Source organism: Pigmentiphaga litoralis, assembly GCF_048632615.1.
Taxonomy (GTDB): Bacteria; Pseudomonadota; Gammaproteobacteria; order Burkholderiales; family Burkholderiaceae_B; genus Pigmentiphaga; species Pigmentiphaga litoralis_B.
In genome coordinates this window covers 4,633,732-4,652,123 of sequence record NZ_CP184479.1, presented here as the reverse complement: position 1 = coordinate 4,652,123, position 18,392 = coordinate 4,633,732, and the positions used below count along the sequence as shown (strand labels likewise).

Below are 18,392 nucleotides of genomic sequence, written 5' to 3'. Positions count from 1 at the left end.
GGTCGCCCCCTAATACACGTCCCGACGGTAACGGCCCGCCTCCGCCAGTCTCTCGATTCGCTCATCGCCCAGGGTCTGGGTGAGGACCTCGGCCACACCGCTGGCCATCCCCTGCAGGCTGCCGCATACGTAGATCGCGGCGCCGTCGTCCACCCATTGCCGGATGTCTTGCGCGACCTGCGCCAGACGTTCCTGCACATACCGCGCGCCATCGGCATTGCCGTCCCTGGAAAACACCCGGTCCAGGCGCGCCAGCACGCCGGACTGCTGCCACGCAGCCAGTTCGTCGGCAAAGAACTGATCGTGGGCAAGCGTGCGTTCGCCGAACAGCAGCCAGTTGCGGTGCCGCCCGGCGCGCGCCCTGGCCTTCAGATGCGCGCGCAGCCCGGCCAGGCCGGTGCCGTTGCCGATCAGGATCATCGGGCGGTCGTCGGCGGGCGGGTGGAAGCTTCGGTTCTCGCGGATGCGCAGTTCGATCGTGGCGCCAACCGGCGCATGCGCGGTCAGCCACCCCGATCCCAGCCCCAGGCGGCCGTCGGGATACCGTGTCTGGCGCACCAGCAATTGCAAGGTGCCGTCTTCCGGCAGGGACGCAATCGAATATTCGCGGTGCGGCAGCGAAGGCAACGCCTCCAGCACGCCCTGCGGATTGGTGGCGTCGTTGCCTATCCGGGCAGCCAGTGCGGCAAGCGCCTGGGCGTCGTGCGGCAGCAGGCGCCCGGCAAGAATGCCGGCGACCTGCCCGCCCGGGGCCTGGGTATCCCGCCCCAACGCCGCCATCACCCGGCGCACTTCGGCGTCCGGCTGCCTGGGCCCGATTTCCGCGATATCTCCCGCCCGCCAGGACGGCATGGCGTCGACGGCCACCAGGCTGACCAGAAAAGCGGGCCCGCCCGGACTGCCCGGATTCAGATGCGTGCGTGCGGACAGCCGCCAGGGCGCATACGCGGGCGGCGTCCAGTCGGCCATTTCGGCACTGCCGCTCAGCACGCCCAGATAGTGCTGCCAGTGGCGCAGGTCTTCGGCGCTGCCGTTGTCCACCTGGACGGTGTCGAACAGGGGCTTCGCACCGTGCCGATGCAGCCAGCCATCCAGCGCGCTGCCGAAGGCACAGTAGTGCGCGTAGCTGCGGTCGCCCAAGGACAGCACGCCATACGACAGGCCATGCAGGTCCACCGCGCCCCGCATCACGCGGCGCGCAAAGCCGACGGCGGTATCGGGCGCATCGCCCTCGCCGGTCGTGCTGACGACGAACAGGGCGCGCGGCGTCGCCGCCAGCCGCGCCGCGTCGAGCGCGGACAGCGGCACGACCCGCACCGCCATGCCGGCCGCATGCAGGCTCTCGGCGGTCTGCCAGGCAAGCTGTTCCGCAAAACCCGTCTGGCTGGCGTAGGCAATAAGCAAGGGAGCCGCGGCTGTCGGGTCGGGTGCGTGCGGCACGGGTTGGCCCAGGCCGCCATCGCCCGCCGTAGGCAGTCCTTGCCCGGCGAGTCCCAGCATCTGCCCGGCCGTACGGCGGCGCAGCGCCACCACGCCACAGAATGCAACGTAAGCCAGCACGACCAGGACTGCCGCCACCATGCGCCGCGCCGGCTCGGACAGCGGCGCCATGCCCGCCGCCACGGTCCACGCGCCCGCGACCAATGCCGCAAGCCCGCCATACGCAACGCCCATCATGACGCCATCGCCAGAAAGGCCGGCGTCAGCACTTCGCGCCACCCCCTGCCCTCGCGCACCACGAAGCGCGCCGCCAGCCCGTTGCGGCCGGCCCAGGCGGGACCGTCCGTCTCGCCCATTACGGTCAGCGCCGTGGCCAGCGCGTCGGCCACCATGCATTCCGGATGCAAGACCGTGACCGAGGCAAGGCGCGACGGCACCGGATGGCCGGTGCGCGGGTCGATGGTGTGGCTGAAGCGTTCGCCATCCACGTCGACGTAGCGAAGGTAGTCGCCAGACGTGGCCACGGCCAGGCCGTGCAATGCCACCAACGTGCGGGGCAGGTGGGCGGATGCCGGGCTTCCCGAATCGAGCACGAGGCCGTTGGCATCTTCCGTGCGCTCCGCATCCGCGCCCCCTGCGTCCACCGGCGCTTCCAGCTCGACCCACCAGGGTTCGCCATTGGGCTTGGCGCCCACGCCGCGCAATTCGCCGCCGACTTCGACCAATGCGTGCCGATGCCCCAGCCGCCGCAACAGCTTGATGACATGATCCACGCCATAGCCTTTCGCCACGCCCGACAGGTCCACGCTGATGCCGCCGGGCTGCCAGGCGCGCCGGGTGGCCGGGTCCAGCCGGATCGCGGCCCAGCCCTGCCGGCGTCGCGCGGCCTCGACGGCTGGCCGGGGCGGCGGCACCGACATCGCCCCCATCGGCCCGAAGCCCCACAGGTCCACCAGCGGTCCAACGGTGGGATCGAACGCGCCGCCGCTGTTGCGCGACACGGTCAAGGCGTAGTCGAGCACCGTGTAGAACGGTTCGGGCAAGGCGTGCCAGGTTCCGGCCGGCGCCGCATTGAAGCGGCTCAGGTCGGACTCCGGGTCCCAGGTGCTCATCTGCAGGACCACTTCGTCCAAAGTGGCCTGGATGGCGCCCCACAGAACGGCGCGGGCGTCGGGCAGTGCGTCGGCCAGCGACAGGACGACAGTGACGGACCAGGTGGTGCCCATCGTGTCGCCCGACAGCACGACCGGCGCGGCGTCAGCCGCTGGCGGGGGCAAATCGGCGGGTGAGATCGCCAGAGGAATCAGAATGCGCGTCATCGATACGACAACGCCCGCTGCCGCACAAACGGGGCCTCGGGCGCAGGTCTTCCTACCAGCAGATTAGTCAGGCTTCAAGGCAGACGCCTGAAGCAATACGTGTAAAGCCAGCGGGCGCAGCCACGCCGCGGGGATTATTCAGGCAGCACTTCGAACGTCGCGGCATACGTCGCGCGGCGTTCCTTGGCCGGTGCGGTGGCCTTGCCGTCCTTGACCGACGCCTCGATCCAGTACATGCCCGGGCCCGGCCACTTGATCGAAAACTTGCCTTCGGCATCGGTCGTCGTCTTAGTGTCCTTCAGCTGATCGCGATAACGCACACCGCCCGGAACGATCTCGACCTCCAGATTCGGCGCGGGCTTGCCGTCCAGCATGAAACGGAAGTTGGCGGTGTCGCCCGACACGAGGTCATTCGGGTGCGTGATCGGCGCCAGTTCCAGGCCCTTGCCGGTGATGGCCAGCGCCTTGTCGGACGGCTTGCCTGCCGTCACGAAGACTTCCGTGCGGCCCGACGTCTGCGTCACGACCAGGCCTTCGGCGTTGGCCGGCACTTCCCTGGCGAAGGCTTCGGGCGTGCCGCGCCAGCGCTTTTGCTTGCCGTCTTCCTTGTAGCTGGCGAACATGCCGTTGTTGGCCACGGCCAGCTTGTAGGTGCCGGGCTGCGTCAGGTGCACGTCGAAGGTGCTGCGGTACCGGCCAGTCGACGGGTTTTCGGCCTTGACGGGCGAGCCGTCCGGACCGATGACCGACAGGTTGGTCAGCTGCATTGGAAAGTGTTCGAAGTAGAACAGGTCGTTGGAGATGGCGGCGTCGACCGTCACCCAGGGGTCCTGGCCCGACAGCACGGTCGCCGACGGCAGCATCCACGCGCGGTGGGCCTGGGCAGCCGAGAGCGGCAGGCAGACGGCCAGCGCGAGCGCGGCCCATTTCATTGACGTCTTGATGGAGGGTTTCATGATCGGGAGTCCTTGAAGAAAACACGCTGCAAACGTCGTGGCATGTCCACGCCAAGGCGTGAACGTGCCGGGGTCAGGGTTTCAGATCGAGCGCGATCGCGCCCAGTTCATGCTCGCCCTTGACGGCAAGCGTCTGGGCCGACTTGGGCGGCCACTGGAAAGGCAGCCGCAGCAATTCCCGCCCGCCGACCTCGCGCGCGGCTTCCACGACCAATTGATATTGCCCCGCCGGCAGCCTGGCCAACGGCGCCTTGCCTTCGGTAAACGCCAGGCGGTGTTCGCCCGCGGCCCGGGTGGCTCCGCTCACACCGTCGACCGGCATCGTCAGCTCGCGGCCGGTCCGGCGCCACCACTGGCGCATGTCCTTGAGCCACTTGGTGCCTTCGTTATCCTTCAACTTCATGTCGTACCACACCGCCAGATTGCTTGCGACGGTCTGGTCGGGACCTTCGATCCACACGGCCACATACGGGCGGTGGTATTCGGCCACATTGAGCCGAGGGATCTCGACCTTTACAGTCAGATCGGCCGCCTGCGCATGGCCGACAAGCAGCGTGGTCACGGCGGCGGGGATCAGAATACGCATGCAAACCTCGTCAATGAATGAAAACGATCGCCAGCACCACCGGTATCGCCACCCCCAGCGCCACCATGGGCCAGGTGACGGGGCGGTTGCGCGCGTGGAGCTGGAGCAGGAAGAGTCCGGTCACGCAAAAGACCAGACAGGCCACCGCAAACACGTCGATGAACCATTTCCAGGCCTCGCCCGTGCTGCGTCCCTTGTGCAGGTCATTGAAGTACGACACCCACCCGCGGTCAGTCAGCTCGAAGCTGTACGCGCCGTCGGCCCGGTCTATGCTGACCCACGCATCGCCGCCCGGCCGGGGCAAGGCCACGTACACCTCGTCATCGGTCCATTCGCCCACCTGGGCATCGACCGACGCGGGCAGCTGGCTGCTGAGCCAGTCAGCCACCGCGCCCGGCAGCGGCGCCTTGGCAGGTGACGGCGCAGCGGGCAGCAAGGCGAGCATGGAACCAGGCAACTGGCCTTCCTTCGTCGTGACCTTGGGCCGTGCTTCGATCTGCGCGGCATGATTCAGGGTGATGCCCGTCACCGAAAACGCGATCATCGCGACCAGGCAAACGGCCGAGCTGATCCAGTGCCACTGATGAAGGTGCTTGAGCCAGAAGGACCGGCGTTGTTGTCCCGCGAATCGGTCAGACGGTGTGTCCATGAACGCCGGAAAATACGTAAGTATCGAAAGGCGGTCATGATAACAATTCTCAATCACCTTTGCCATGCCTGGCGGACCCGGCGCGCAACTCAGGGCGCCTTCGCGTGCGTCCTTGCGGGACGCCACGGGCGCACTCGGTGCTTGCGAATGAGAAAGGTGCTGGCCGATGCGGTCGCGGCCGACGTCCGCTTCAGGACCGTGCTTACGTTGCCGGACGAAGTTTTCCGATGACGTCGAGCAAGTGGTCGAACAGCACGGGCTTGGCGAGATGGGCGTCGAAACCTTTGGCGCCTGCGCGCAGGTTTTCTTCCTTGCCCCAGCCATAACCCGACAAGGCAATGGCCGGAATGTCGGCGGTGCGCGGATCGTCGCGCAAATGGGTCAGCAACTCATAGCCATCCATGCCCGGCATGGCGATGTCTGAGATCAGCAGGTCAAAGTGCTGGCGTTCGACCTCCGCCAGTGCCTGATCGCCGCTGGATGCGGTGACGACATCGGCGCCTTCGAGTTCGAGGAGTTCCGAAAAAGCGTCGAGTGCGTCGACGGAATCATCCACGAGCAGGACACGCAGGCCGGACAGTGCCTCTGGCGTGCCAACGCCGGGGCCCGAGCTTGTTGTCATGACAAATCCTGGAAAATCGTGCCGTGCATAAGCACGGAGTGCGTCTCGGGGCCAGTTCATCGGACGCGCGACCACGGGTGCGACGTCCGATGCATTCCGATGCGCCGAGCCTGCCGGCGCGAAGGAATCGGTTTATTCATCGCCTTCCAGGCGAATTCCGACCTTGAGACTCACCTGGTAATGCGCAACCTGGCCGTTCTCGATGTGGCCACGTGTCTCCGTCACTTCAAACCAGGCCAGGTGGCGCAGTGTCTGCGAAGCGCGATTGATGGCGTTCTTGATGGCGTCTTCGATGGATTCGGTGGACGACCCGACGAGTTCGATCTGCTTGTAGACGTGCTCTGACATAACCACCTCCATTGTTGTATGTACGGCCAGAACAGCAAGCGTCGTGCCCAGACGAGGCTGGTTGAGCAAGACAAGGCGCGGCGTCGAAAACGCACGATACGGCTACGTCAGCGTCGGCATTTTGCGGTTATCTCACGCAAGAATTACCGATAGTCTGACAACGGCCTGAACCAATTCCCCACATTGCCAGGCGAGTTGACGTGGCTCCCCAGACTTGGTTAAGGTGAACCCATGTTGCGGCGCACCATCACGCCGCAGGAGCCGTTCATCATGCCCAGAGGTCTTTTTGCTGCACTGCGCACCACTTTTGATCACGCCGGAAAACGCGTGAAAGCCGCCGTCCAGGATGTGGCGCTACCCGGCGTCCGCAAGATCACCCGCGCGTCGCCGGCGAAACCGGTCCGGACCCCGAGCGATCATGGCAAGCCCGACGTGAAGTCGGCTTCCAGGATCACGCATCACGCCGTGCCCGCCTCCGCTGTCCCGAGACCGGTTCACGCGCCCGAAGACCATGTATTCGCCAATGCATCGGGCCGCCGCCGGTATCTGCTGTACGTGCCTGCCAGCTACCACGGACAGTCCGTGCCGCTGATCGTCATGCTGCATGGCTGTACCCAGCTGTCTTCCGACTTCGGCATGGGCACCCGCATGAACGCAGCCGCCGAACGCGAAGGGTTCATCGTGGCCTATCCCGAGCAGCCTCGCGTGGCCAACATGTCCAAGTGCTGGAACTGGTTCAATCCTGAAGACCAGCAACGCGAGTCAGGCGAACCCTCGCTGATCGCGGGTATCACGCGCGAGGTGATGGCATCGCACGCGATCGATCCGTCCCGGGTCTTTATTGCCGGCTTGTCTGCCGGAGGCGCCATGGCGGCGATCATGGGTCACGCGTATCCCGACCTGTATGCCGCGGTGGGTGTGCATTCCGGGCTGGCCTATGGGTCGGCCAACAGTGTGTCGTCGGCTTTGTCGGTCATGCGTGGCCACAGCGAGGCGCAACGGCCGGTGGCGACCGTGCCTCCGGCGCCCCGCCTGCCTCTCATTGCTTTCCAGGGCGACGCCGACGAAACAGTGCATCCGCAAAATGTCGAGTGGCTGCTGTCTGACGTGACGGCCGCGGTCGGGAAGGCCGATCACATCGTGAGCGAAACCGGACAGGTGACAGGCGGACACGCTTACACGCGAACGGTGTACCGCGACGGACGCCGCGGCGTACTGGCCGAGCGCTGGGTCGTGCACGGCGGTGGACATGCCTGGTTCGGCGGCGATCCGTCAGGCACCTATACCGATGATCTTGGCCCGGATGCCACGCGCGAGATGATCCGGTTCTTCCTGGCGCACCCAAAGAAACTGGAAAAAGCGGCGGCTTGACGGAAGTTGGTGCAACATAGGTGGATGTTGCCAGCAGTCTCACGAAAACGATGTAGTCCTCGCGGCGGATCGCCAGACCATCCAAATCCCCGCACGATACGGCCTCAGCGTCACAGTCCTTCAAAGGCGGCCCGTATCAATGACTACGCGACCCTCTTCGCGGCGACCTGCGCCAGTCCGGCTCGTTGCCGGATTTGCTCTTACTGTCGTAACACTCGCACTCTGGTCTCCGGCCGTCATGGCCACCGGCCCTTCGGCCGCGACCGAAATCTATAAGTACCAAGATCCTTACGGCAACTGGCGGACCATGACGGTCCCCGCCGGCATGGCCAAGTACTACTACTCGGCCCAGGGCCGGAAGCCACCGGAAGAAGCCAAGCCCAAGGTGGCTGTGGCCGCGCCGGCCACAGCTTGCCCGCCATGCAGCAGCACGCCCGTCAAGGCGGATGCAAAGACGTCCGATGCGCCAAAAGTGGCGCGCCTGCAGGATCATCCAGGCCTGCACAGCCTGAAAGACGTGATTGGTCAGGCCGCAAGTGTGACGGGCGTCGACCGCTTTCTGATCAGCGCCGTGATCGCCATCGAATCGGGCTTCCAGAAAGACGCGCGTTCCCCCAAGGGCGCACTGGGCTTGATGCAGTTGATGCCGCAGACCGCGATTTCGCTGGTCAGCGTCAAGAACATTGAAACCGCGTTGGTGGATCCCGCAACCAACGTCGGCGCCGGCGCGCGCCACCTGAAACGCCTGATTGACATGTATCCGGGCCGGCTCGACCTGGCTCTGGCCGCATACAACGCCGGTGAAGGATCAGTTGCCAAGTACGCAGGCATCCCGCCGTTCGCCGAAACCCAGGCGTACGTGCGCAACGTGATGGCGCTGTACCAGTTGTACGAAGCAGCGTATGCGGCTACGCATCCACCCGCGCAGAAACCCGGCCGCGCGGCCACCTTGCGCGCCTCGGCGACCCCGGCGTCGGCCTGGGCGCGGTCGATGCAGGTGGTGACGGCAGCGGAAGTGCGCTAGCGCGGACCCGCCACTCAATTGCGCTGCATGCCTGCCACCAGCATATCGACGTTATGTCGCATCATCGCCAGGTAGGTGGGCGCGGGGCCGTCGGAGGCCGACAAGGCATCCGAGTACAACCGGCCGCCTGGCTGCGCACCGGTCTCGCGCGCGATCTGTTCCACCAGAAGCGGGTTGGCAATGTTCTCCAGAAATAACGCCTTGACCTTCTCGCGCCGCATCAGCCGGATGATCTCGGCCATGCCGCGCGCGCCTGCGTCGGCGTTGGTGCTCACACCCGCTACCGCCACCATCGTCACGCCATACCGGGCCGCGAAATAGCCGAACGCATCGTGCGACGTAATGACCTTGCGCTTGCCGGCCGGCACCTGGCCGATGCGCTGCGTGATCCAGCCATCCAGTTCCATCAATCGCGCGGTGTAGGCCGTGGCCCGCTGCGCGTACCCATCAGCGCCCGCCGGGTCGGCGCGTGTCAGGCCGGCGGCAATATTACGCACGTAGATCACCACATTGCGGGGATCCTGCCAGGCGTGGGGATCGATGGACCCGTGATCGTGACCGTGGCCCGGGCGCGCATGATCATGCCCCGGCGCGAGCCCGGTCGCGGCTCCCTGAGCACGCCGGTCCGGTGCGCCACCCCGCTCCGGCATCGTCGGCAGCCCTTTTGACGCCTCGACCACGATCCGCCCGGCGCCGGCCCCGCCGGTGCTGGCCAGCCGGTCCATCCAGCCATCGAATCCCAGGCCGTTGATGACCAGTACCCTGGCCGCCGCCACCGTCTTCACATCCTTGGGCGCCGGCTGGAACACGTGGGCATCGCTGTCGCGGCCCACCAGCGTCGTCACGGCGACGCGGTCCCCGCCCACTTCGCTGACGAGGTCCCCCAGGATGCTGAAGCTGGTCACGACCGGAATGGGCAACGACGCCGTGCCCGGGGAGGAAGCCTGCGCGGCCGCCCGATTCGGCAATGCCATCACCGGCAGCATCGCCACGACGGCCAGCGCCATCCATTTCTTGAACATGGGATTTCCTTGTAGATAGGGTAAAGACCGCGACCTGCTCAGGATCGATAGGACAGGCCGCGCCGGAAGGCCATGGCAGCGAACAGCGCCAGCAGATAGATGGCCCCCGCTGTCAGTACGATGGCCGGGCCCGAGGGCAGATTGCCGTGGTACGACAGCAGCAGGCCCACATAGGCCGAGGCCGCGGCGATCGCCATGGCCACGCCGATCTGGCCCGGCAGGCTTCGCGCCCACAAGCGGGCGCTGACCGCAGGCAGCATCATCAGTCCCACGGCCATCAAGGTGCCCAGCGCCTGAAAGCCGGCCACCAGGTTCAGCACCACCAGGCCCAGGAAGACGCCGTGCCCCACCGCGCCGCTTTTGCCAAGGCTGCGCAGATACTCAGGATCGAAACTATCCACCACCCACATCCGGTAGAACAGGGCCAGCATGACCAGCGTCAGGCTCGTCACCCCCGCCAGAAACAGCAACGCCCCATCATCGACGGCGAGCACCGATCCGAACAGGATGTGCATCAGATCCAGATTGCTGCCCCACCTGGACACCAGCAGCACGCCCAGCGACAACGAGATCAGATAGAAGGCGGCAAAACTGGCGTCTTCTCGCAAGGCGCCCGCACGGGTCACGGCGCCCGCGCCGATCATCACAGCCAGCCCGACAGCGAGCCCGCCCAGGCTCATGGCCGTCAGCGACAGGCCGAACAGGATGAAGCCCAGCGCCGCGCCGGGCAGGATCGCGTGGCTCAGCGCATCGCCGACCAGGCTCATGCGCCGCAGCACCAGAAAGACGCCGACCGGCGCGCAGCCGATCGCCAGCGCCAGGCACGCCGCCAGCGCGTGCCGCATGAAGGAAAATTCCGTGAAGGGCTGCCACAGCAGCTCGGCAGCGGTCATGGCAGGACCTCCTGCGTCGCGCCCCAGGCGACCGGCCCGCCTGCCAGGACCAGGGTGTGCGAAAAGTGTGCCCTTACCATCGCAAGGTCATGCAACACGGCGATCACGGTTCGGCCCTCTCGTCCCCACGCCAGCATCAGGTCCAGCAGAATGCGTGTCGTTGCTTCGTCCACTGCGGCGAACGGCTCGTCCAGCAGCAGCACCGGCGCGTCCTGCAGACACAGGCGCGCGAACAAGACGCGCTGGAACTGGCCGACCGACAAGGCGGCGATCGACCGCCCCGCCATCCCGGCCATGCCGACCGCCCCCAGCGCCGCGTCAATCCGCCCCCGCAGGCGCGGAAAGAACGCGCCTGCCCAGCCGCTGTGGGCCCAGTCGCCCATGCCGACCAGGTCGCCCACCGACATGGGAAAGGTGCGGTCCAGGGCGGCGTGTTGCGGCAGATAGGCCACCTGTGCCGGGCCAAGGCCGCCACGATCCACGTGGCCCGTTGCGCACGCCACCAGGCCGGCCATGGCCTTGAGCAGCGAACTTTTGCCCGCCCCATTGGCGCCAACGATCGCGGTCAGCGCGCCGGCCTGGAAGGCGCCGGACACAGGCGCGAGCGCCAGGTGCGAGCCGTAGCCGACCGAAACGTCATGCAGTTGCAGCATCGGCGATCAGTCCGCCATCGCCCAGCCCACCGCGGCCCACAACAGCATCAGGGCAGGCAGAATGGCAAGCAGACGGGACGTGGCGGACAACGCAAGCATGCTGGGGCGTGGTAAACGGGAGGCGGTGTCGGACTGGCCGCAAGGCCGCTTTGCATCGAAAATAAAAAACGCCATGGCCGGCTTTTGAATCGCTAATGCAACAGAGTATCATTAATCCAATGTCAGGAGAATCGATGACCCCGCTTGGTACGCAGGACACCCACACCGCACCTTGCAGGCTGTTTGCCCGACGCCATGGCCAGCTGGCAAGGCGGCTCGCGCGTTGCCTTGCCGGCTGGCTGGCCGGATGGCGCGCGCCTGTCCACGGGCGCATCAGCGGGACCTGCCGCCGATCCGGCCGCCTCGGCTCCGTTGCCGGCGTGTGTCGCGCGCTCACCCTGTGCTTGCTCGCTTTCCTGCTTCCAGCGATTTCCGTCCACGCACATCCGCACTCCTGGATCGACGTGCGCAGCGCCGTCCTGTTTGCCGATGACGGCCGCATTACCGGGCTCGAACAGCAATGGACCTTCGATGAGCTCTACACCAGCTACGTCGTCGAAGAAATGGGCGGCGGCAAGAAGCCGTCGGCCAAGGTCGTGAGCCAATTTGCGCCCAAGGTCATCGCCAATCTCGAGCCTTTCCGTTATTTTGTCGACATCACTGCCGACGGCAAGCCCGTGAAACCAGCGCGGGTCACGCAATACGCCAGCGAGATGCGCGGTCAGCGGCTGTGGCTGCGCTTCGTCGTGCCGCTCGCCAGCCCGATCGACCCACGGCGGCAAGCCACTGCCTTCAGCGTCTACGATCCAACCTACTATATCGCCATGGAACATGCCGACCTGCGCGCCGTCAGCCTGACAGGCGCCCCCTCCGCCGCCTGCCAGCCTGCCCTGGAACGTTCGACGCCGTCCCCCAGCGTGCTGGCGCGCGCCTTTTCCATGGACGCCGGCGCGCCGGCCGACGACACGCTGGGCCGGCAGTTTGCCCAGAAGGTGGTGCTGACATGCCGGTAGCCCTGGCGCGATGGACCCGTCCTGGCATCGGCCTGGCGGCGGTGGGCCTGCTGATGCTGGCGTGCGCGGCGTCTATCCTGCTGTCGGATCCGGCCGGCATGACCACCGTGACGACCGGCACCCGCCTGCAAGACTGGCTGATCGGCATCCAGGGCGTGCAGCGCGACCTGCATCGCGACCTGGCATCGGCCCTGCGCGACGTGTCCCGCGCGGGTTTCACGGCGGCATGGCCCCTGGTGGTCTTGAGCGCCCTGTACGGCGTGTTCCATGCCGCCGGGCCGGGTCATGGCAAGGCCGTCATGGCCACCTACCTGACCACCCAGGATGCCCACCTGGGCCGGGGCATCGTGCTGTCGGTGGTTTCGTCATTGTTCCAGGGCGTGGTGGCGATCGTGCTGATCGAAACCGTGCTGGGCGTCGTCGGCATGTCGATGCGCCGCGCGCAGGCGACCAGCGTGCAGTTCGAAGCCGTCAGCTTCGGCCTTCTGGTGTTGCTGGGACTGATGCTGATGGTGACGCACGGCCGCCGCCTGCTGCGCCAGCGCCGCGCGATGAAGGCACCCTCCCCGACCTCCCCTTCCCTGTTCGCATCGGGCGGACAGTGGAAGGCGGTGTGCGACGATTGTGGATCCTTTCACGCGCCCAATGCCGACCACCTGCGGCAGCCCTTGACCGCCCGGCACCTGATTGGCGTGGTGCTGGCCATCGGCCTGCGGCCCTGCTCGGGCGCGGTGCTGGTTCTGCTGGTCGCACACGCGCTGGACCTGCGGTGGGCGGGCATCGCGGCGGTCGTCGCCATGTCGATGGGCACCGCCCTGACCGTGTCGGTCCTCGCGGCCGTGTCGGTGCTGGCGCGGCGGGTCGCGCTGCGGATGATCGGCGGCAATGCCCGGGCGGCGTGGGCGAATATGGCGCTGTCGGGCGTCGGGGTGCTTGGCGGTGCGGCCATTTGTATGATGGGCCTCGCCCTGCTGGGCGCCACCCTTGCCACGCCTGCCCACCCCCTTTTCTGACATGGCCGCGACTCCAACGTCTGAACGATCCCTGAAGCTGACCCTGTGGCTGGTGGCCATCGGGTTTTTCATGCAGACGCTGGACACGACGGTCGTCAATACCGCCCTGCCCGCCATGGCCGCCAGCCTGGGCGAAAGTCCGCTGCGCATGCAGTCCGTCGTGATTGCCTACACGCTGACCATGGCCGTGCTGATTCCGGCGTCGGGCTGGATGGCCGATCGCTTCGGCACCCGCATCGTCTTCTTTTCGGCCATCGTGCTGTTCACGGCCGGATCGGCGTTGTGCGCCAGCGCCCAGTCGCTCAACCAGCTGGTGGCGTGGCGGGTGCTGCAGGGAGCCGGCGGCGCCATGTTGCTGCCGGTGGGCCGGCTGGCGATCCTGCGGACCTTTCCCCGCGAACGGCTGCTGCCCGCCATGAGTTTCGTCGCGATTCCCGGCCTGGTCGGCCCACTGGTCGGCCCTACCGTGGGCGGCTGGCTGTCGGAATGGGCGTCGTGGCACTGGGTGTTCCTGATCAACATTCCCGTAGGCATCGCAGGCGGCATCGCCACCTGGCTGCACCTGGCCGACAGCCGCGAAACCCACCCCCACCGCTTCGACCTGGGCGGCTACCTGATGCTGGCCTTCGGCATGGCAGCAATTTCTCTCGCGCTCGACGGCCTGTCCGGCGCCGGGATGCGGCACGCGCCGGCCTTCGTGTTGCTGATCTTCGGCATCGTGGCGGTGGTGGCCTACTGGCTGCACGCCCACCGCAAGCCCGATCCCATTTTTCCGCCAGACCTGTTCGCCATCCACACCTTTACCGTGGGCATGCTGGGCAGCCTGTTCGCCCGGATTGGCGCTGGCGCCATGCCCTTTCTGCTGCCGCTCCTGCTGCAGGTCAGCCTGGGCTATTCACCCTCCCATGCGGGCATGATGATGCTGCCGGTGGCCGCGGCAGGCATGCTCAGCAAACGCATCGCCACTCCCTTGATCACCCGGCTGGGCTACCGCAGCGTGCTGGTCTGGAACACCCTGCTGGTCGGATCGCTGATGGCGGTGTTCGCGTTGATCGGGCCGACGCAGCCGGTTGGCGTCCACCTGTTGCTGCTGGCCGTCTTCGGCGCGGTCAATTCGCTGCAGTTCACCGCGATGAACACCTTGTGCATCAAAGACTTGCAGCCGCATAACGCCAGTTCGGGCAACAGCCTGTTTTCCATGATCCAGATGTTGTCGATGAGCCTGGCGGTCACCACGGCGGGCGCCGTGCTCAGCGCCTTCACGCGCGTGACCGACCATGGCAACCCCGGCGACACCCTGGCGGCCTTTCACGCCACCTTCCTGTGCGTGGGCCTGATCACGGCGGCATCGGCGTGGATCTTCTGGCAGTTGTCGCCCGACGTGACGTCCACCAAGCGCAAGGAAGTCGAGATCGACGTTGCGTGACGGCCGGCCGGCCGCGCCAGGCCGCGTGGGCAAAGGCGTCCACCCCGCCCGGCGCGTCAGGCGGCATGGTCGGGTAAAATCGATCCTTTGCCTGCGATCAAGACGCCATGTGGTTCAAGAACCTGCTGATTTACCGCCTTCCCGCCCCCTGGGCCATGACGTCCGAACAACTCGAGGAATTGCTGGCCGAACAAGCCTTCACGTCGGGCTCGAGCCAGGAAATGCAGACGCAGGGCTGGGCGCCGCCCCGTGAAAACGGCGGCCTGGTGTACGGCCTGGGCGGCCACCTGCTGCTAAACCTGCGCACCGAAAAGAAACTGCTGCCGGCCAGCGTCGTGAACCAGGTCGCCAAGGCCAAGGCGCAGGAAATCGAAGAGCAGCAGGGCTTCAAGCCCGGCCGCAAGCAGATGAAGGAAATCAAGGAAAACGTGACGGAAACCTTGATGCCTCGCGCATTCAGCATCCAGCGCGACACGCGCGCGTGGATCGACACCAAGAACGGCTGGCTGGTGCTGGACGCGTCGTCGCCCACCAAGGCCGACGAATTCCTGCAGTTGCTGAACAAGTCGGTTGAACGCATGCCGATGGCCAATCTGCACGTCGAGATTTCGCCAGCCACCGCCATGACCGAATGGCTGTCCAGGGACGAAGCGCCCGCCAACTTCACGATCGACCAGGACACCGAACTGCGTTCGTCGGGCGAAGGCCGCGCCACCGTGCGTTACGTGCGCCAATCGATCGAAGCCGACGACGTCCGCCGCCACATCGAAGCCGGCAAGCAGGTTACCCGTCTGGCCATGACCTGGACCGACCGGATCTCGTTCGTCCTGACCGAATCCCTGGCGATCAAGCGCGTTGCCCCGCTGGACGTCATCAAAGAGAACACCGATTCGACCGGCGTCAATGACGACGAACGTTTCGACAGCGACTTCACCATGATGACCGGCGAAATCGGCAAGTTGCTGGCCGACGTGGTGGACGCGCTGGGCGGCGAAAAGAAGGACTGATCTGATCAGCGCGGCCGCATTGCGGCCCGCGCCGTCATGATCCCCAGCGCCGGAAACAGGGCAAAGAGCGCGAACACCGCCACCGCGGCGTGTTTCGCTCCCTCGACACCGCCCGGGGTGGTCAGCCCGGCTGCATTCGCCACCCAGCCTGCTAGCGCCGCGCCGATGGCCATTGCGTACAGCTGCACGGTCGTGACGGCGGACGACGCCAGGTTGGCCTCTTCCGGCCGCGCCGAGCGGAACACCCGCGTCACCAGGTGCGGCCAGCACAGGCCGACACCAAAGCCGACGCCGCCCAAGGCGATGCACAGCACGACGAAGCCGGCCAGGCCCTCGACCCAGGCCGGCTGCGGCAGCAGCACGGCCAGCGCCAGCAAGGCCGCCATCATTACGATTGGCCCCAGCCCTACCAACCGCACGGCTGACGGGCCGGTGCGACCGGAAAACAGCAGCGCCGCGACCGTCCAGCCGCCCGCCATCACGGCAGTCAGGTAGCCCGCTTCGAGCGGGCTGCGGCCATGGATCACCTGCAAGAAATACGGCGCGAAGATCTCGGTCGTCACGCCCAGCATCAGCAAGGCCATGGTGGCGTAACAGGCGCCCAGCACCGTGCGGACCGAATACGCGCCGCTGGGCAGCAGACGCACTGCGCTGCGGCCATCAAGCCAGGCAATCGTGCCGCCCATGACCACGCCCAAGGCCACGCAGGCGATACGTGCAACGTTGTCGTCGAACAGGCTGCCTACCGAAAACGCCAGGACCGATCCGGCCAGCAGGCCCAGCCGGCCCCACGCCACCGTGACCTTGGTCGGCCCGCGCGCGTCTTGCGCCGGCACCAGGGAACTGACGATCACCGCCAGCAAGGCGGCCACGGGCAGCAGCGCCCAGAACGCCAGCCGCCAGTGCCCGGACTGCGCGAACATGCCGCCGATCGCCGGCCCGGACAGCGTTGCGACGCCCCACATGGCCGACACGAAGGCCAGCGCGCGCGCCCACAGTCGCGATTCATAAACCAGCCGGATCAACGCGTACGACAGGGCCAGCAGCAACCCGCCCGCAAGACCTTGCAGGGTGCGGCCCGCCAGCAAGACCGCCATGGCCGGCGCGATCGCGCACACCACGGTGCCCAGGCAGAACACCACCAGCGCCGAGAGGTAAGCCTTGCGCGGCCCGAGCCGGCCGATCAGCCGCGACGACAGCGCCGAGCCCAGGATGGACGCGATCACGAACAGCGTCGTGCTCCACGCATACACTTCCAGCCCGCCAATGTCCTTGACGATCGACGGCATGACCGTCGTCACCACATAGACGTTGATGGCGTGCAGCGCCACTCCACCCGCCAGCGCGAGCGAGCGCAGTCCGTTGCGGCCGGTCATCAGTTCCAGCAGCGAAGAAGATTCGTGTTCAGTGGCCATTGCGTGAAGCGGGCGGCGTCCGATCGGCAGGACCGGCTTCGTCCCGGGCGCGCAGACTGGGCCTCGGGAAGGACAAAACCGGCGCGTCGGCACCGCGTATCTTTGTTGGTGAGGCGCCACGATACCTGAAAGGGTTTTCACGCACCTGGAAGGTGCACCCATTCGTAGGGGCTTCAAAGGGAATTCAAGGGAAGGGAGCAACCGGGCATCGGACACCGGCCCGGACCCCCAATAAAAATCGGGTCCGATGCCCGGTTCGACAGCCGGCGCAAGCCGGAGGGGAGTCGAACAGGACAGCGGACCCGATGCAGGTTCGCCAGACGATCCCGACGGTGCCAGCTGCGGGGAGGTGGTCGGACGGGGAATCCGCCGCGCCACCAGAAGGCACATTCGGGGGCCGGATCATCGCGCAGACTTGCCGCTGCGTCGCTCCCGCAGGAGGAGATGACCTGGCCCTACCAGCCGGCGCCGCCCGTCCGGGCGCGGCGCCGGCCGTTCAGACCGCCTCGGAAGGCGAATGCGAAAGCGGTTTGGCGGTACGCGCCTGATTCACCATGCGGGCGCCGCCCAGCACGCCGATCAGCGCCAGGGGTAGGCGGCCCAGACGATCCAGGGGTTGGCCGCCACATACGGGGCCACCAGGGGCTCGCCCGCCACCATCTTGACCGAGGTGATGACCAGCACGCCGGCGCCGATGTACATGATTTGCGGATACTTGCCGAGCAGCGCCAGGATCAGGCGGCTACCCCAGACCATGATCGGCACGCTGATCAACAGACCCAGAATGACGAGCAGGAAGTTGCCGTGCGCGGCGCCTGCCACGGCCAGCACGTTGTCCACGCCCATGACGGCGTCGGCGATGATGATGGTCTTGAGCGCGGCGGCGAACGTCACCGTGCCGCCATGCTCTTCGTGACCGCCCTCGCCCGCCGTCAACAGGCGGTAGGCGATCCACAGCAGCGCCAGTCCGCCCACGAGCAGCAGGCCCGGGATCTTGAGCAGCCAGACCACGACCAGGGTCATGAGGGTACGGACGACGATGGCGCCCACCGTGCCCCAGACGACGGCTTTTTTCTGCAGGTGTTTCGGTAGATTGCGTGCTGCAAGCGCGATGACGATCGCGTTGTCGCCGGCCAGCACGATGTCGATCACGATGATCGCGCCGAGGGCCATAAGGAACTGCATGGTGAAAGTTTCGGCGGCAAGCGCGCTGAGCCATTCCATGAACGGATCTCCAGACAAAGGTTGAGTGACCTCAGCTGGCGCAGGAATGACGTGGGGGTTGGGAGCCCATTGCATATCCTGACACCAGGCTGCAAAGGTCTTGTCCAGTCACTGTGAGTGACCTGTACGACCGGAAGGAGGCGAGCCCCTACGTATTGACGATCGTACAAAAGAGCTTGCGCTCTCGAACTACTCCCCTTTGGAGGGGCAGCGTATGACGCTGCTGGACTGCATTTTCCGGATCCGCCGGACAATGTCAACCATAAAGGGCGGATTGTTACGGTTGCGACATACCGGGAGATACCCTGATCCGGCCTTGCCCGGCAGGCATCGCGGCGCGTGGGTTGCGGCATGTCGGCGCTGAACGCTGAA

Annotated in this window: 17 protein-coding genes and 1 pseudogene; 6 read left to right on the top strand and 12 right to left on the bottom strand. The window is 66.4% G+C overall.

The annotated features are described in order from the left end of the window. Nucleotides 1–9 precede the first annotated feature (9 nt). The 7 genes from ACNANG_RS21495 to ACNANG_RS21465 all read right to left on the bottom strand — a co-directional run bounded on the left by ACNANG_RS21495 (nucleotide 10) and on the right by ACNANG_RS21465 (nucleotide 5,920). Nucleotides 10–1,677 carry a sulfite reductase subunit alpha gene (locus tag ACNANG_RS21495; protein WP_420224715.1) on the bottom strand — a complete coding sequence of 556 codons (1,668 nt, stop codon included), beginning with the start codon at nucleotides 1,675–1,677 and terminating at the stop codon, nucleotides 10–12. Next, nucleotides 1,674–2,759 carry an FAD:protein FMN transferase gene (locus ACNANG_RS21490; RefSeq protein ID WP_420224714.1) on the bottom strand — a complete coding sequence of 362 codons (1,086 nt, stop codon included), beginning with the start codon at nucleotides 2,757–2,759 and terminating at the stop codon, nucleotides 1,674–1,676. Before ACNANG_RS21490 ends, ACNANG_RS21495 begins: the two co-directional genes overlap by 4 nt. A gap of 134 nt (nucleotides 2,760–2,893) precedes the next feature. Continuing rightward, entirely contained in the window at nucleotides 2,894–3,715 is an 822-nt protein-coding gene (locus ACNANG_RS21485; protein ID WP_420224713.1) for a DUF4198 domain-containing protein, read from the bottom strand. A 73-nt stretch (nucleotides 3,716–3,788) separates the two neighbouring features. Continuing rightward, the gene (locus ACNANG_RS21480) at nucleotides 3,789–4,301 is read right to left on the bottom strand and encodes a DUF2271 domain-containing protein (RefSeq protein WP_420224712.1); all 513 of its coding nucleotides are present in this window, start codon (nucleotides 4,299–4,301) and stop codon (nucleotides 3,789–3,791) included. A 10-nt stretch (nucleotides 4,302–4,311) separates the two neighbouring features. Then, nucleotides 4,312–4,950 carry a PepSY-associated TM helix domain-containing protein gene (locus ACNANG_RS21475; protein WP_420224711.1) on the bottom strand — a complete coding sequence of 213 codons (639 nt, stop codon included), beginning with the start codon at nucleotides 4,948–4,950 and terminating at the stop codon, nucleotides 4,312–4,314. A gap of 202 nt (nucleotides 4,951–5,152) precedes the next feature. Continuing rightward, nucleotides 5,153–5,572 (bottom strand): response regulator, encoded by a 420-nt coding sequence (locus tag ACNANG_RS21470; RefSeq protein ID WP_420224710.1) that lies wholly within the window; start codon nucleotides 5,570–5,572, stop codon nucleotides 5,153–5,155. Between the two features lie 132 nt (nucleotides 5,573–5,704). Beyond that, nucleotides 5,705–5,920, bottom strand: coding sequence for a dodecin (locus tag ACNANG_RS21465; protein WP_420224709.1), 216 nt, complete (start codon nucleotides 5,918–5,920; stop codon nucleotides 5,705–5,707). A 327-nt stretch (nucleotides 5,921–6,247) separates the two neighbouring features. On the opposite strand from ACNANG_RS21465, the gene ACNANG_RS21460 reads away from it, so the two are divergent. Both ACNANG_RS21460 and ACNANG_RS21455 read left to right on the top strand, forming a co-directional pair. Further along, nucleotides 6,248–7,291 carry an alpha/beta hydrolase family esterase gene (locus ACNANG_RS21460; protein WP_420224708.1) on the top strand — a complete coding sequence of 348 codons (1,044 nt, stop codon included), beginning with the start codon at nucleotides 6,248–6,250 and terminating at the stop codon, nucleotides 7,289–7,291. A gap of 307 nt (nucleotides 7,292–7,598) precedes the next feature. Further along, a complete protein-coding gene (locus ACNANG_RS21455) occupies nucleotides 7,599–8,315 on the top strand; it encodes a lytic transglycosylase domain-containing protein (RefSeq protein ID WP_420224707.1) in 717 nt (238 codons plus the stop codon). 14 nt (nucleotides 8,316–8,329) lie between these two features. On the opposite strand, the gene ACNANG_RS21450 is transcribed toward ACNANG_RS21455, so the two are convergent. Genes ACNANG_RS21450 through ACNANG_RS21440 form a run of 3 tightly spaced genes read right to left on the bottom strand, consistent with a single transcriptional unit; the run spans nucleotide 8,330 to nucleotide 10,883 of the window. Beyond that, nucleotides 8,330–9,337: a metal ABC transporter solute-binding protein, Zn/Mn family gene (locus ACNANG_RS21450; protein ID WP_420224706.1), complete on the bottom strand. Its 1,008-nt coding sequence runs from the start codon at nucleotides 9,335–9,337 to the stop codon at nucleotides 8,330–8,332. A gap of 38 nt (nucleotides 9,338–9,375) precedes the next feature. Next, nucleotides 9,376–10,230: a metal ABC transporter permease gene (locus ACNANG_RS21445; protein ID WP_420224705.1), complete on the bottom strand. Its 855-nt coding sequence runs from the start codon at nucleotides 10,228–10,230 to the stop codon at nucleotides 9,376–9,378. Next, nucleotides 10,227–10,883, bottom strand: a complete 657-nt coding sequence (locus ACNANG_RS21440) for a metal ABC transporter ATP-binding protein (RefSeq protein ID WP_420224704.1) — start codon at nucleotides 10,881–10,883, stop codon at nucleotides 10,227–10,229. The genes ACNANG_RS21445 and ACNANG_RS21440 overlap by 4 nt, the downstream gene beginning before the upstream one ends. Before the next feature lie 233 nt (nucleotides 10,884–11,116). On the opposite strand from ACNANG_RS21440, the gene ACNANG_RS21435 reads away from it, so the two are divergent. The 4 genes from ACNANG_RS21435 to ACNANG_RS21420 all read left to right on the top strand — a co-directional run bounded on the left by ACNANG_RS21435 (nucleotide 11,117) and on the right by ACNANG_RS21420 (nucleotide 15,381). Then, nucleotides 11,117–11,935 (top strand): DUF1007 family protein, encoded by an 819-nt coding sequence (locus ACNANG_RS21435; protein WP_420224703.1) that lies wholly within the window; start codon nucleotides 11,117–11,119, stop codon nucleotides 11,933–11,935. Next, the gene (locus ACNANG_RS21430) at nucleotides 11,926–12,948 is read left to right on the top strand and encodes a nickel/cobalt transporter (protein ID WP_420224702.1); all 1,023 of its coding nucleotides are present in this window, start codon (nucleotides 11,926–11,928) and stop codon (nucleotides 12,946–12,948) included. Before ACNANG_RS21435 ends, ACNANG_RS21430 begins: the two co-directional genes overlap by 10 nt. A gap of 1 nt (nucleotide 12,949) precedes the next feature. Next, nucleotides 12,950–14,374 (top strand): multidrug transporter subunit MdtD, encoded by a 1,425-nt coding sequence (gene mdtD, locus ACNANG_RS21425; protein WP_420224701.1) that lies wholly within the window; start codon nucleotides 12,950–12,952, stop codon nucleotides 14,372–14,374. 107 nt (nucleotides 14,375–14,481) lie between these two features. Then, a complete protein-coding gene (locus tag ACNANG_RS21420; protein ID WP_420224700.1) occupies nucleotides 14,482–15,381 on the top strand; it encodes a recombination-associated protein RdgC in 900 nt (299 codons plus the stop codon). A 5-nt stretch (nucleotides 15,382–15,386) separates the two neighbouring features. Here the strand turns inward: ACNANG_RS21420 and ACNANG_RS21415 are convergent, their stop codons facing one another. After that, entirely contained in the window at nucleotides 15,387–16,796 is a 1,410-nt protein-coding gene (locus ACNANG_RS21415; RefSeq protein WP_420224699.1) for an MFS transporter, read from the bottom strand. A 496-nt stretch (nucleotides 16,797–17,292) separates the two neighbouring features. Next, nucleotides 17,293–18,020: pseudogene (locus ACNANG_RS21410) on the bottom strand (TerC family protein). Nucleotides 18,021–18,392 lie beyond the last annotated feature (372 nt).